This window comes from Pseudoalteromonas sp. GutCa3, assembly GCF_002836155.1.
Lineage (GTDB): Bacteria > Pseudomonadota > Gammaproteobacteria > Enterobacterales > Alteromonadaceae > Pseudoalteromonas > Pseudoalteromonas arctica.
In genome coordinates, this window is the sequence record NZ_PJBK01000013.1 from 1 (window position 1) to 13,813 (window position 13,813).

General features: G+C 40.6%; 16 protein-coding genes and 1 other RNA gene. 3 read left to right on the forward strand and 14 right to left on the reverse strand.

Translation table 11 applies throughout. From position 1 onward, the window contains the following. Positions 1–83 precede the first annotated feature (83 nt). Positions 84–335, reverse strand: coding sequence for a hypothetical protein (locus tag CXF64_RS00845; protein ID WP_007587304.1), 252 nt, complete (start codon positions 333–335; stop codon positions 84–86). Positions 336–442: 107 nt separating this feature from the next. On the opposite strand from CXF64_RS00845, the gene CXF64_RS00850 reads away from it, so the two are divergent. Continuing rightward, entirely contained in the window at positions 443–682 is a 240-nt protein-coding gene (locus CXF64_RS00850) for a DUF2960 domain-containing protein (protein WP_101216065.1), read from the forward strand. 19 nt (positions 683–701) lie between these two features. On the opposite strand, the gene alr is transcribed toward CXF64_RS00850, so the two are convergent. The 9 genes from alr to rpsF all read right to left on the reverse strand — a co-directional run bounded on the left by alr (position 702) and on the right by rpsF (position 7,100). Continuing rightward, the gene (gene alr, locus CXF64_RS00855) at positions 702–1,781 is read right to left on the reverse strand and encodes an alanine racemase (protein ID WP_007587306.1); all 1,080 of its coding nucleotides are present in this window, start codon (positions 1,779–1,781) and stop codon (positions 702–704) included. Then, on the reverse strand, positions 1,781–3,160 hold the full coding sequence (gene dnaB, locus CXF64_RS00860) for a replicative DNA helicase (RefSeq protein ID WP_007587308.1): 1,380 nt from the start codon (positions 3,158–3,160) through the stop codon (positions 1,781–1,783). Before dnaB ends, alr begins: the two co-directional genes overlap by 1 nt. 113 nt (positions 3,161–3,273) lie before the next feature. Then, complete coding sequence (locus CXF64_RS00865) at positions 3,274–4,212, reverse strand: DUF4097 family beta strand repeat-containing protein (RefSeq protein WP_101216066.1); 939 nt, start codon at positions 4,210–4,212, stop codon at positions 3,274–3,276. Positions 4,213–4,221: 9 nt separating this feature from the next. After that, positions 4,222–4,704, reverse strand: a complete 483-nt coding sequence (locus tag CXF64_RS00870) for a hypothetical protein (protein WP_024589707.1) — start codon at positions 4,702–4,704, stop codon at positions 4,222–4,224. Further along, positions 4,691–5,239 (reverse strand): RNA polymerase sigma factor, encoded by a 549-nt coding sequence (locus CXF64_RS00875; RefSeq protein ID WP_101216067.1) that lies wholly within the window; start codon positions 5,237–5,239, stop codon positions 4,691–4,693. The genes CXF64_RS00870 and CXF64_RS00875 overlap by 14 nt, the downstream gene beginning before the upstream one ends. 430 nt (positions 5,240–5,669) lie before the next feature. Beyond that, positions 5,670–6,122 carry a 50S ribosomal protein L9 gene (gene rplI, locus CXF64_RS00880; RefSeq protein ID WP_002962755.1) on the reverse strand — a complete coding sequence of 151 codons (453 nt, stop codon included), beginning with the start codon at positions 6,120–6,122 and terminating at the stop codon, positions 5,670–5,672. Between the two features lie 35 nt (positions 6,123–6,157). After that, the gene (gene rpsR / locus CXF64_RS00885) at positions 6,158–6,385 is read right to left on the reverse strand and encodes a 30S ribosomal protein S18 (protein ID WP_007378475.1); all 228 of its coding nucleotides are present in this window, start codon (positions 6,383–6,385) and stop codon (positions 6,158–6,160) included. Between the two features lie 12 nt (positions 6,386–6,397). Beyond that, complete coding sequence (priB, locus tag CXF64_RS00890; RefSeq protein ID WP_004588456.1) at positions 6,398–6,715, reverse strand: primosomal replication protein N; 318 nt, start codon at positions 6,713–6,715, stop codon at positions 6,398–6,400. A 43-nt stretch (positions 6,716–6,758) separates the two neighbouring features. Then, positions 6,759–7,100 carry a 30S ribosomal protein S6 gene (gene rpsF / locus CXF64_RS00895; protein ID WP_007378473.1) on the reverse strand — a complete coding sequence of 114 codons (342 nt, stop codon included), beginning with the start codon at positions 7,098–7,100 and terminating at the stop codon, positions 6,759–6,761. A 377-nt stretch (positions 7,101–7,477) separates the two neighbouring features. Here rpsF and CXF64_RS00900 point away from each other — a divergent pair, with 377 nt between their 5' ends. After that, positions 7,478–8,677 carry an alpha/beta hydrolase-fold protein gene (locus tag CXF64_RS00900; RefSeq protein WP_101216068.1) on the forward strand — a complete coding sequence of 400 codons (1,200 nt, stop codon included), beginning with the start codon at positions 7,478–7,480 and terminating at the stop codon, positions 8,675–8,677. A 269-nt stretch (positions 8,678–8,946) separates the two neighbouring features. Here CXF64_RS00900 and CXF64_RS00905 read toward each other — a convergent pair whose 3' ends face one another. The 4 genes from CXF64_RS00905 to CXF64_RS00920 are packed head-to-tail and all read right to left on the reverse strand — an operon-like array spanning position 8,947 to position 13,229. After that, on the reverse strand, positions 8,947–10,113 hold the full coding sequence (locus tag CXF64_RS00905; RefSeq protein WP_101216069.1) for an FAD-dependent monooxygenase: 1,167 nt from the start codon (positions 10,111–10,113) through the stop codon (positions 8,947–8,949). Next, positions 10,110–11,297, reverse strand: coding sequence for a 2-octaprenyl-6-methoxyphenyl hydroxylase (gene ubiH / locus CXF64_RS00910; protein WP_101216070.1), 1,188 nt, complete (start codon positions 11,295–11,297; stop codon positions 10,110–10,112). Before ubiH ends, CXF64_RS00905 begins: the two co-directional genes overlap by 4 nt. Positions 11,298–11,312: 15 nt before the next feature. After that, on the reverse strand, positions 11,313–12,635 hold the full coding sequence (pepP, locus tag CXF64_RS00915; RefSeq protein WP_101216071.1) for a Xaa-Pro aminopeptidase: 1,323 nt from the start codon (positions 12,633–12,635) through the stop codon (positions 11,313–11,315). A gap of 30 nt (positions 12,636–12,665) precedes the next feature. Beyond that, complete coding sequence (locus tag CXF64_RS00920) at positions 12,666–13,229, reverse strand: UPF0149 family protein (RefSeq protein ID WP_007587323.1); 564 nt, start codon at positions 13,227–13,229, stop codon at positions 12,666–12,668. Between the two features lie 193 nt (positions 13,230–13,422). Between CXF64_RS00920 and ssrS the strand changes: the two genes are divergently transcribed. Continuing rightward, positions 13,423–13,605: non-coding RNA, 6S RNA (gene ssrS / locus CXF64_RS00925), on the forward strand. Positions 13,606–13,813: the final 208 nt, after the last annotated feature.

A 13,813-nucleotide genomic window follows, 5' to 3' on the forward strand; every position in this document is an offset into this window, starting at 1 on the left:
CTAAATAAAAAATTTTTAACGACGTTATAGTGCAATTTAATTCGTTAAATTGATCAAAGATTTATGCAGGTTGGTATTATAGGTTATTCAGGCGATAAGTCGCCAGAGAGAAACTTACATACAAAAATAGCTTTACCAAATTCTTCATATGAACGTTTAATTTCGGTATTTAACACCTGCATTACTAAATCGTAATCACCAAAAATTTGCGTTGATAACGTGTTAGTAATCACTTTTAAATCATCGTATTCGTTTAATCTGTCAATAAAGCCCTGAATAAACGGGATATAATCTTGGTGAAGTGGGTATTTACTGATCTCTACTGATAATTTCATTTTTGACTCTTTATTTTAATTACCGATTACAACAAGTCATTCAATGCTAGAGCCGTTATTAAATACAGTGTAAAATCGCTGCAACACTCAATTGAAATGAGCTTAATATGGCACGTAGAATAACCTACAAATATAAAAACGAACCGCGCGAGATTAATTTCGCTAAAGATAAATACCACAACATGTATGAAGCAATTGCTGCCGCCGAAGGTATTGATCTGACTAATTACTTAAGCATGGTACAGCAAATAGAAATGACCTCAAAAGGGTCTGCTTCTGTTCGTAACTTTCGCGACCAAGAATTTGCCCGTATGGGCTTTAGCGACGTTTACTTTATAAAAGAGTAAATACCGCTTTATAGCTGTATTAACGCTGATACTCATAACTTACGCGCGGTGTAATATTACATAATAGCTCGTAAGGGATAGTATCAGCGCATAATGCTATTTCTTCAACTGGTAGCTCAGGGCCCCACATAGTGACTCTGTCGCCCACTTTGATATTGTGCTCATTAGCGCCTATATCTACGCTAATCATATCCATAGCAACACTGCCAACAATACCATAACGCTGCTTACCAATTATTACTGGTGTGCCCTCTTTAGCGTGCCGAGGATAACCATCGCCATAACCCATAGCCACAACAGCTAATTTGGTTGGTTTATCGCTTTTCCAACGTCCGCCATACCCTACCGCCTCATTGGCTGGTACATTACGCACCGCAATTACGCGCGTAGTTAAGCGCATAACTGGTTTTAATTTATGTTGTTGCCCAATACTATTTGCCATTGGCGATACGCCATATAGCATAAGCCCAGGGCGCACCCAATCACCATGACCGCTCGGCCACGCGATAATACCAGCAGAATTTGATAAACAATGTGCTTGGTCAATGCCATTCACTAAGTTATCAAATAACGTGATTTGTTGAACCGTTTTGGCATTATCAACATCATCAGCACACGAAAAGTGTGTCATTAAATTAACGGTATTTTTGGCGTTAGGTGTTTTTTGTAAGCGGTTATAAAACTCTTCAAACTGCTCTGGCGCAATACCTAGTCGATGCATACCTGTATTTACTTTTAACCAGCATGTTATTGGCGCATCGAGCTTTGCTTTTTCAAGCGCGGCTAATTGGTATTCATCATGAATAATAGTTTGAAAGTTATTAGCGAGTAAAATAGGTAAGTCGGCTTTGTTAAAAAAGCCTTCTAGTAAAACTATTGGCTTTGTTAAGCCCCCAGCTCGAAGGGCAAGCCCTTCATCTATACGTGCCACAGCAAATGCGTCAGCATTATTTAAATGCTGCGCAATCGTTACTAAACCATGCCCGTAAGCATTTGCTTTTAGCACCGCCATTACTTTGCTGTTAGGTGCAAAGCACTTAACTTGCGCTAAATTATGCGCAAGTGCAGCTAAATTAATTTCAGCAGTGGCTAGGCGCATTAGTAATCGTCATCTACCGCTGGTCCCGCGTAATTATCAAAGCGAGAAAATTGACCTTGGAATGTTAAACGCACTTTACCAATTGGGCCGTTACGTTGTTTACCTATAATGATTTCGGCAATACCTTTGTCAGTACTGTCTTCGTTATAAACTTCATCACGGTAAATAAACATGATTAAATCGGCATCCTGCTCTATCGACCCTGACTCACGTAAATCTGAGTTAATAGGACGCTTATCGGCACGTTGCTCTAGCGTACGGTTAAGCTGCGAAAGCGCAACAACCGGACATTTTAGCTCTTTTGCTAGTGCTTTAAGTGAACGTGAAATTTCAGCAATTTCGAGCGTTCGGTTATCAGCAAGGCTTGGTACACGCATTAACTGCAAGTAATCGACCATGATCATACTAATGCCACCGTGGTCGCGGGCTATACGCCTTGCACGTGAACGCACATCGGTAGGTGTTAAGCCCGATGCATCATCAACGTACATTTTACCTTTTTCCATCAACAAGCCCATTGTTGATGAAAGTCGTGCCCAATCGTCATCATCTAATTGACCAGTACGTACCTTAGTTTGGTTAATACGGCCAAGAGACGCTAACATCCTCATCATAATTTGTTCTGAAGGCATCTCTAGAGAGTAAATTAATACTGGTTTGTCTTGAGTCATTGCAGCATGTTCTGCAAGGTTCATCGCAAAAGTGGTTTTACCCATTGATGGACGCGCTGCAACAATAATTAAGTCAGAAGGCTGTAAGCCCGTCGTCATTTTATCAAGATCGGCATAACCTGTACTTACACCCGTAACACCATCTTGTGGTGATTGATAAAGCTCTTCTATTTTATCAACGGTTTTTTCAAGGATGCTATGAATGCTTTGCGGGCCTTCATTATTTTTTGTTCGTTGCTCAGCTATTTTAAACACTTTGCTTTCGGCAAAATCGAGTAAGTCGTGACTGGTACGTCCTTCGGTATTAAAACCCGCTTCTGCAATTTCGTTCGCTACGCCAATCATTTCACGTACAACAGCACGTTCGCGTACAATACTTGCGTAAGCGTCAATGTTAGCAGCACTTGGCGTGTTTTTAGCTATTTCTGCTAAATAAGCAAAGCCACCAATTCCTGCCAGTTTATTATTTTTTTCTAAACTTTCAGAAATAGTGATTAAATCTATCGGATCGCCAATCTCAGCAAGTGCCGTCATCGCCTCAAAAATTAACTTGTGCGTGCGGGTATAAAAATCCTGTGATACAACAAGCTCCGCTACGCGGTCAAAAGCTTGGTTATCAAGCATTAAGCCACCTAAAACAGATTGTTCAGCTTCTATTGAATGGGGAGGAACTTTAAGTGTATCGACTTGCTTATCTGGTTTGGCCATAACTTCACAGTAGTAAAATTGAATGGCTCTATTCTATCGACTTGAAGGGGCTGTGCAAATAGAAAAGCAGGAAATCTTTTCCTGCTTTTTGTAATCGTGAAGGTGAATGAGCGTTATTTAATACGAAGCTCTATGCGTCCACTAATTGTATCCATTTCAACATTAGCATTACCGCCATTAATGCTAAATTCTAAATCACTGGCTGGGCCGTATTTAGCTTTACTGACTTTATCGCCAGTAACTTTATTAATGATTTTGCCATTAGCGTGCGCTTTAATTTCAAAATTTGCAGATACGCTGTCAGGAAAGTAAAAATCACCATCGCCACTTACCGATTCAAAACGTACATCACCGCCTTTTAAAAGCTCTTTAATATGTACTTCGGCTTCGCCATTCACCGTGTTAATACGTAAGTTTTTAATTGACGATAGCGTAAAATCTATATCGCCATTTACATTTTCAAGGCGCACATCATTGGCACTTGAGGTTGATTTAATATCGCCATTAACAGCGCTAAAACGTAGTTCACCACTTGATTCTCTATCGTTAATTTCGCCATTTACGGTTTCAAATTGAATATTCCCACTTAGGTTTTCTGCATTTACATCGCCATTTACGGTGGTGAGTTTAATGTTGCCAGTAATATCATCTACCGTAATTTCGCCATTAACCACATCAACTTCAGCGCCATTTTTTAGCTCTTTCGCAGTCACCGATACATTAACGCCAGCAAATTCTAAACTACTGCTTTTAGGCATAAATATGGTTAGGCTTGAGCCATCGCCATTATTACTCCAATTTGATTTACGTGGCATTTTTACAATAAACTGTGTTTTATCGCCATTTGTTTTAAGCTCATAACCCTCGGCTTTGTCATCAAGCTCGCCAGATACTTTAAATTCGTTTTTATCCCAGCCCGTAATATGTATATCACCGCGTTGGTTTTCAATAAAAATAGTGCCGCCACTTGGTACGTCTATTTGCTTATCTATTTTTTCACCCGCTAATACCGCCAACGGAAATAAGCTCAGTCCTAATAAAATCGCTTTCATGTAGTACTCCTAAATGTGCTGCCAACGTGGCGCGTGCACCTTGTTAATTAAATCAAGTTGTTGTTGATATACTTGCGCTAACATTGTTAGTAGCGCTTGGTTTTGTGGCTCATTTTCAAGAACTTGCTTTATTGCTTGCTCTGCGTTTTCAAGCTCTTGTAGCTGCGTTTGCCAGTTAGTGGTCAATGCTTCTTTATTTTCATATTCAACCAACAAACTGTTTTTTTGCGCCGAAAAGTAATCACTTATAGCCACTACGGGTTGTGGCTCGGGCGCTATAACAAATAGATTTACAGCAATTAAAGCCGCTAATGTGCAGGCAGCTATTGCTGTTAGTTTTGGCCAAATAGCAGTGCCTTTTAGGTCCTGCTTATTACTAACCATTGCTCGCTCAATTCCCGCCCACAGGTCTTTTTGTGGCGTAATGTCTTTATCAAGCGTGTTTAATGACTCATTTAAATAGTCGTCAAAATTTGGTTTATTCATTTTCATACCACTCTTGTAGTAGCTGCCTAGCACGATGATATTGCGATTTACTTGAACCAACAGCCATACCTAATTGCTCGGCTATTTCCTCGTGCCTGTAACCTTCGATTGCAAACAACACAAACACCATACGTGCGCGCTCAGGGAGCCTTACTATTAATTTATCGAGACCATTTAAGCCTTTGCAGTCATTAGCTGATTGCTCATCCATACCGCAGTGTTCAATGCTCACTACTTTTTGCAGCCAATTTTTTTGCTTGCGTAAGTAACTAATTGCTACATTACTGGCAACGCTGTAAAGCCAAGTAGAAAACTGCGAGCGACCGTCAAATTGCGCTATTTTACGCCATACCTGTACAAACACTTCTTGGGCTGCATCTTCAGCATGCGCTTGGTCCGCTAATAAGCGTAAACATAAACCGTAGACTCGTTTTATATGTAACTCATAAAGCGTTGTGTATGCGCCTTGATCACCTGATTTAATACGCTCAATGAGTTTAGCTTCGCATAAAGGCGTTTGTTCGGGTTTAACGTGTAACATCCGTGATGTCGCCTTTTAATTATTATTATTGAGTTAGTGTATTGATAAGTTAGACGTAATAACAGTTCGAAAAGGTTTAAAGCGAATGAAAAAATAATTGAATAAAAAAGGGGCTTGTACGAGGCTTTATACCAATTCGCTTAATTAAGTGATCTATTTTGAGGATGGAAAAACGTGTTGATAGCTAGACAAAAAATTCGCTATTTAGTTGTTCTCGGCAATTGCTCCTGCATTGCTCTACCTTCTGCATCCATGCAGTCGTAAATGAGAATTTTTTAACACAGGTAGCGACACGTTTAGCCCCGCAAAATGATTAAGTATTATTGCGGATTGGTATTATTTAACTGCGCCCTTAACTAATTAAAGTTAGCCAAATTATAGACACAAAAAAGCCGTGCTAATAGCACGGCTTTTGTCGCTTAATTAAAAATTAAGCTTCAGCGATTACGATTACTTTAATAGTAGCCGTTACGTCTGAGTGAACTGAAATTGATACGTCAAATTCACCTGTCTCACGGATAGTACCTAGAGGCAAACGAACTTCTGACTTAGCAACTTCAACACCAACAGCTGAGATAGCGTCAGCGATGTCACGAGTACCGATTGAACCGAATAACTTACCTTCGTCACCAGCTTTAGATACTAATGTAACTTCTGCTAATGCTTCTAGTTTTTCAGCGCGTGCTTGTGCAGCAACTAACTGTTCAGCGATTTTCGCTTCAAGTTCTGCACGACGAGCGTCAAACGTTTCAATGTTAGCTTTAGTCGCAGGAACTGCCTTACCTTGAGGGAAAAGGAAGTTACGTGCGAAACCAGATTTAACTACAACCTGTTCACCTAGGCTACCTAGGTTAGCGATCTTATCTAGTAGAATAACTTGCATGTTTCTACACCTTTTAAAAACTGTTAATCCGCTGCTTACTTATGTAAGTCAGTGTATGGAAGAAGGGCTAAGTAGCGAGCACGCTTAATAGCAGTTGCTAGCTGGCGCTGAAATTTAGCGCTAGTACCTGTGATACGGCTAGGTACGATTTTGCCACTTTCTGTAACATAGTTTCTAAGAGTAGCTAGATCTTTGTAATCGATTTGTTTTACGCCTTCCGCTTTAAAGCGGCAGAACTTACGACGTCTGAAATAACGTGCCATGAGATTAATTCCTCAAATAATTCTTTCTATATGCTGAGCATGCAAAACCAATTGGCTAAGGCCGTTACGACCTTCGTGGCGATTTAAAAAACCACTCACTTGCAATGCCTGCCCAACGTGCAAATGTTGAGTCTGTTGTTGCATTTGCTTTCCACTGGCAACTACCTGAAGCCTCACGTAACTATTACGGTTAAGGTCTGCTTCGGTTTGCATCGATTTATGTTCTACAACAAAAATACAATGCGGGATGCCAGCAGGGCTTTGGCTAAACTTGGGAGTTTTACAAACTACCCCAGATATAACCAGCTGATTCATATATGGGCTAACCATTATAGTAACTGCTGATTACATGCCATGCTAGGACTCAAAACAATTAAGCAGCTGGTGCTTCTTTCTTCTCTTCTCTTGCAAGAGGAGACGCTTCAGTTTCAGCAGTTTTAGTGCGGATAACTAAGTTACGAAGCACTGCATCGTTGTAGCGGAAAGTAGTTTCTAGCTCGCTGATTACTTCAGTTGGTGCTTCAACGTTCATAAGAACATAGTGAGCTTTATGAAGCTTGTTAATTGGGTAAGCCAATTGACGACGGCCCCAATCTTCAAGACGGTGGATAACACCACCAGCTTCAGTGATAGAACCAGTATAACGTTCGATCATACCAGCAACTTGCTCACTCTGATCTGGGTGAACCATGAATACGATTTCGTAATGACGCATGGATATTCCTTACGGTTAATAGAGCCTTCTACCGTTTCGGCCGGTCGGTTTAAGGCAAGGAATTAATAGTTTAAAAGCCGAAATGAGCGCGCATTTTACGCTTAGACGGATAATTAAGCAAGCAGGTTTTTTAAGCTTTTATAGATAAGAGTTAAAAGGTAATTATTACGAGCTTCGCTCATCGCGTCAGCAAGCTGCTCGCCTACCGAAAAAGTTAAGCACAGAGTGCAATGTCTCTTGTAGAAGCCGAGCTTACTCGCGTGAAAAGCGATAGCTTTTAATTGCTTAAGCTTTATGTTTACCCCGAAAATATAAACATTTACTCAAGCTTAAAGCCGTGCAATTATTAAGCAATACATTATTAAATAAGGATATTTATGAAGCTCTTACTATCGCTTGTATTAATACTTACTTTTAGTACACCATTTTTAAGCCACGCAAAAACCAATACAACTGACATAACCGTTGGTAAAAAAATCATTCTGCAGTCAAAAATACTTAACGAAGACAGGCCCATTAAAATTTTCATACCTGACACTGTAAAAGACGATCAGCCGCTTTATGTTATTTATTTACTTGATGGTGTTGAGCACTTTCATACGGTGTCTGGTGTTATTAAATCCCTTGTTGATTACGAGCAGATACCTAACGCAATGCTCGTTGGTATTGATACAACTAACCGTGTTCGCGATTATTTACCAAAAGTAGAAGGCGAGCCTAAAACAGAGTTTCAAACTTTTGTTAAAAACAAATGGCCTGACGCAGGACAAACCGACAAGTTTTTAAACTTTGTGTCTGATGAACTCATGCCTTATATAAACAGTAATTACTCAACTAACGGCTACAACACCTTAATTGGCCACTCTAATGCAGGTACTTTGGCGCTTTATACTTTAGTTAATCAGCCTGAGTTATTTAATAACTATATAGCTATAAGCCCAAACAGTTGGTGGAGTGATGAGGAATTAAAAAATAATATTATAAAATACACTAAAAACCCTAAAGGTGATCAGGCGTTATTTATTAGTGTAGCAAGCGAAGGAGCACGCTTTTATACAGGCGTATTAAATACTTTGGTAAATTTAGAACAACAAACGCCCTCGCAGCTTAAATGGGAATATAAACATTACCCCGCTTTTACTCATATGGGCACTATACTACCAGCGCTTAGCGATAGCCTAATTCACTTATTTAGCGACCTAATATTTAAGGTTACTGACGAGCACGGAAAGTTTGCTGATGTATCGCTCATTACAGGTTATTACCAAGCACTTAGTGATAAGTACGGGTTTGAGCTTAAAATTCCACAAGATGTATACGTAGAGTTTGCTCATAGCCAGCAAAAGTTTGGTAATACAGCTAAAGCTATTACCACGCTTAAACACTTTACTACCCATTACCCAAATGCAACTTATTCTCACATGCGTTTATCGCAAGGGTACACTGCAGACAAACAGTTTAAAGAAGCCGTTACCAGCATGAAACACGCACTCGAGCTTGCAAAAGAAAACAAAAAAGACCCGCTGTTAATTGATGCGCTCAAAGATATGGTGAATGAAGCACAAAAGAATTTGTAACTGATTTAACGCAAAGCGCTTTTTAACTAACGATAGTAATTACGAGCTACGCTCGTCGCGTCAGCAAGCTAAACGCCTACAGGTAAAATTAAGCTCAGTGTTAAACTTTGCATGTAGACGCCGAGCTTGCTCGCGTGAAAAGCGCAGCTTTTAATATATTTAAAACCTTCATAAAAAAAAACCGATGTTTAAATTAAACATCGGTTTTTTTAATCAAGCTCATCACTTTACTTTATCTGTTGGGTTTCGCTTCGCTCAACCCAACCTACTTATTTGCCTATCGCTTCTTTGGCGAACAGGTGCTTGATTGGCCCAAGATTATCAACTAATGATAGCCCTACTCCACGAATAAGTTTTTTAACTGGGTTTGCACCTTCAAATAACTCTTTTAGCCCTTGCATCATAGCTATGTGCTTTTGTGCATCGAGCTTACGAGTGCGCTCGTAATCGCGCAGTGTGCGAGTGCTTGCAAACTCCTTGCTATCGCTTGTCAAAAGCTCAATTAAATAAGCCGCATCTTTTAGGCCTAGGTTCATACCAAGCCCTGCAAGTGGATGGATTGTATGTGCAGCGTCGCCAATGAGTACCACTTTGCCTGAAACCCATTGCTGGGCGTAGCGCATTTTAAGTGGGAAAGCAGTACGCGCACTTTGCACTTCACACAGCCCGCATTGACCATCAATTGCAGCCATTACGGCTTTATTAAAGGCGGTGTCGTCCATTGCTAATAATTCATCACAATGATTGGGGCTGGTAGACCACACAATTGAATGAGTATGCTCATCGCTCAATGGTAAAAACGCGAGTGGCCCTGTTGGTAAAAAGACTTGGCGTGCGGTGTTTGCATGTTGCTCTTTAGTTTTAACTGTCGCGACTAGCGCATGGTGATCGTAATCTTTAAAACTAAGCGCCATATTAAATTGTTTACGTATAGCTGAATTTGCACCATCAGCCGCCACCAGCAGTTTTGCAATAATTGGCTCGCCGCTTTTAAGTGTTATAAATACATCAGATTCGCTTTGATGTATTTGCTGATACTGTGTATCAAACATTAGTGTTGCACTGCTTTGTTGCTCTAGCTCTTTTATAAGCGCAAAGCGGATAATGTCGTTTTCAACAATATGGCCTAAATGTTCAAGCTCAAGTTGCTCGTTATTAAACGCTATTTTGCCAAAGCTGTCGGCATCACGTACATCCATATGTGTATAAGCGCACGCTCGCTGTGCGATAATTTCGGGCCATACATTTAATTGTTCAAGCAAGGTTTGGCTTGCAATGCTTAACGCACTTACACGCAAACCATATTCGTCAGTTGGTAACGCTTGTGTTGGTGCGCCGTCGAGTACAACGACGCTTATATCGGCTTTTGCCAATCCAAGTGCTAGTGTTAGCCCTACACAGCCGCCACCTACAATACAAACCTGTGCTTGCTTCATAAACGCCTACCTTGTTTAACTTGCCCCATTAACTGTTTAGCTAATGGCGCTTTTAATGCGGGAAATAAATCCATCGAAAACAACCCAATACTGCGCCCCAATGCGAGCACTCGCGATGAGTTCGAAAAAAGCCTAACAAGTGCATCGGTTAAACTCATTACGGTTTTTATATCATCACTGCGCTTTTTTGAATATTCACGTGTAAACGCATAGCTGCCTAAATCGTGTTGGCTATTTGCTATTAAATTACTAAGTACTTGTACGTCGCGAAGACCTAAATTAAAACCCTGCCCTGCGATAGGATGAATCGCATGTGCAGCATTACCAATAACCACTGTACGGTGCGCAGTTAAAGACTCAACTTGCCCGTAAACGAGCGGGTAACTCGTGCGCATGCCTACTTTAGTAAATTGACCACCGCGATAACCAAACGCGCTTTGCAGGGCACTTAAAAAGCCTTGTTCACTGAGTGCCATGTGCTGTTCAACCTGATCTTGGCGCATACACCACACTAACGAATAACGGTTATTGCTCATGGGTAATAACGCCATAGGCCCGTTTTGTGTAAAACGCTCAAAGGCATGATTATTATGCCCACCAGCCACTTCTACATTAGCAATAATTGCGCCTTGTTCATAAGGCTGGGTATTAAAACCAAGCCCAAGTAAACTACGTGTTGGTGATTGTGCGCCATCAGCAATAACCAATAGCTTGGCGTTTAATTGCTCGCCGCTTTGTAAGGTGAGTGTATTGCTATGCAAAGTTTGCTCAATGGCAATTACGCTATCGGGGCACAAAAGCGTAATATTTGACTGCGTTAAACGCAGGTGAAGCGCTCGGCCAAAAGGATTTACTTCTACTACGTAACCAAGTGAGGGCTTAGCAAATTCGTCGCAATTAATGTGCGCTTTGCCAAAGTGGCCTCTATCAGACACGCTCACTTTTTTGATTGCTGCGGTGTAAGGGGCATTTTGCTCAAATAAATTGAGGCTTTGTAAATACTCTACCGATTGCTGAGCAAGTGCAATGCTTCTGTCGTCAAAGCTTGGGTGGTAGTCGCCGGTTACTTGATTAGCTTCTACAACGGCAATATTTAACGCGGGATTAGTTTTAGCCACACTTAATGCGCAGCTTGCTCCCGCTAAACCACCGCCAATAATAACTACATCAAACTGCTTAGCCACTTTACTCTCCGAGCTTTATACGTTTTTAGCACTTTGCATAAGTGCTTCTATATCGCTAATTTTTTTAGGTACGCTTAGGGTCAAGTTTTCATGGCCGGTTTCGGTAACTAGCAAGTTATCTTCGATACGAATGCCAATGCCTTTGTATTTTTGCGGTGCGCTTGAGTCTTCGCTTATATAAAGCCCTGGCTCTATGGTGAGTACCATACCCGGCTCAAATGCACGCTCAGCGTTATTTACTTTGTAATCGCCAACATCATGTACATCTAAACCAAGCCAATGCCCAAGCCCGTGCATGTAATATTCTTTACACGCACCTTTTGCCATTAGCTCGTCAAAGTCGCCAATTAAAATACCTAAGTCGAGTAAACCTTGGGTCATTACTTCCATTGCTAGTTTATTAGCATGCGACATATAACCACCGGGTTTTACGTCATCAAAAGCAACTTCTTGCGCTTTAAGTACAATATTATAAAGCGCGGCTTGCTCTTCGCTAAATTGACCATTTACCGGAAATGTACGCGTTATATCAGCAGCGTAACCTTGTAACTCACAACCGGAGTCTATAAGTACTAGGTCACCACTTTTTAATACGTCGCTATTTTGTGTGTAATGTAAAATATTGGCGTTGTCGCCACTACCAACAATTGTGCCGTACGCAGGATGAGGCGCACCATTCATTGCATAATGATGATGTAGCTCTGCCTCTAGCTGAAATTCAGTAGCTCCCGCATGCGAATAACGCATAGCGCGCATGTGCCCTCGCGCACTAATTTCACAGCCTTCTCGCATAACATCTATCTCGCTTGGCGATTTAAACAAACGCATTTCGTGAATAAGGCCGCGTATTTCTTTTAAATTACTCGGTGCTTTGAGGCCTTTTCGAGAGCCACTTCGAAGCGTACCTAGTAACGAAAACACTTTGGTATCAAATGAGGGGTAAGCACCTTGTGCAAAATAGAGCGCATTTTTTGCATTTAGCATATCGAGTGTTTTATCGTTTAATTCACTTAGCGGGTAAGCTTCATCAAACAAGTAGTCACTTTTAGCTTTATCAAAGCCAACTCTGCGGCCATGCCAAATTTCTGCAAGCTTGTCTTTATCTAGGCAAAATAAAGTACTGGGTGCATCGCTGTTATTACAGAGTACAAGTACGGCGTCGGGTTCGTTAAAGCCAGTTAAGTAAAAAAAGTCGCTATCTTGTCTAAATGCATATTCGGTATCGCGGCTGCGCGTCACTTCGCTCGCAGCGGGAATAATAGCAACGCTATTTTCATCCATTTGAGCAAGTAAGCGCTCGCGACGTGCTTTAAATTCTGACTTTTGTACTTCAACCATTATTAACCAACCCGTTTTACTTTTTAAAAGTTAATGAAGTGTTTTTTTAGTACTTTGCGTGCTTTGCTCTTTACCAAGCTCTGCAAAACAAAGTAGTGCTGATACACGCACATATTCAATCACTTCGTGCAGCGCTTGGCTGTCTTCTTCGGTTTCTTCAAAAGTAGTATCTAGGCGAGTGATTTCGCTAAAGTCAGTAATAACCTCTTTAACATCACTCGATAGTTTACCGTAGTCTTTTTGCTTTAAACCAAAACCAAGCATAAAACCCGCTACCCATGATACGAGGCCATTAGCCTGATCGATGAGTGTTTCGTCGTCGCTTGGTAAAAATAAATCAAACTGAAATTCATCATCATTAAAGCTCGCGACTACTTGCTTATAAATAGTGCCAAAAAACTGCTTTAAATCGTTACTAAACGATTCACCATCGTTAAACACATCACTCAAAAGGCCTAAGTATTCTTTGTCGTCAATGGTTAAACCACACGCAAGTAAACCACTAATCACACCATGCGCTTCAGCAGGTGATACAAATATTTCGTTTTTTTCTAAAAGCAGTTGAGCTTTTTCGTAATCGGGTAAATCGTTCATAATCGAATCTTCGCTTTGCAAGTTAAGGCAATGCTACCACTCGATAAAAAGCAACTCCAATTAATTGTATGATCAAGCTCAAAAACCATGCGATAAAGTAAATGATGAGTTAAAGGTGCGGAAAAACTAAGCGAACGATATAATTTTTTACGTTTGGGGTTTAAGGATTGGATTATGTCTTATATACTTAAATTGTTCCCTGGGGTACCGGAGCTTAGTTAAGTCCCTGAGCCGATAAATTTTATACCAGGGTTTCTGTTCGTCTACTATTGTGCAGGCTCGGCATGTACCGAGAAGCCTACGGTAAACCGCAGATTCCCGCCCTGAAACCTTCTGGTTTCAGGACTGAAACCGAGTACCGTATCTTGGGGAACACCTTTTTAGCAAACCCTCGCCTTTAAAAGGCTTTATCAAAAAAAATTAACCTTCCTATTTACTCTTATATTTATCTAAATTTTTTATTCACTTATCTTCTATTGTCTAATATTACTTTTTAGCTTATAAAAAAGCCGCAGGTAATTGCTTACCTACAGCTTTAATAATCACGTATTAGAGTGAAGTTATACCAATTTGCTTATATATGA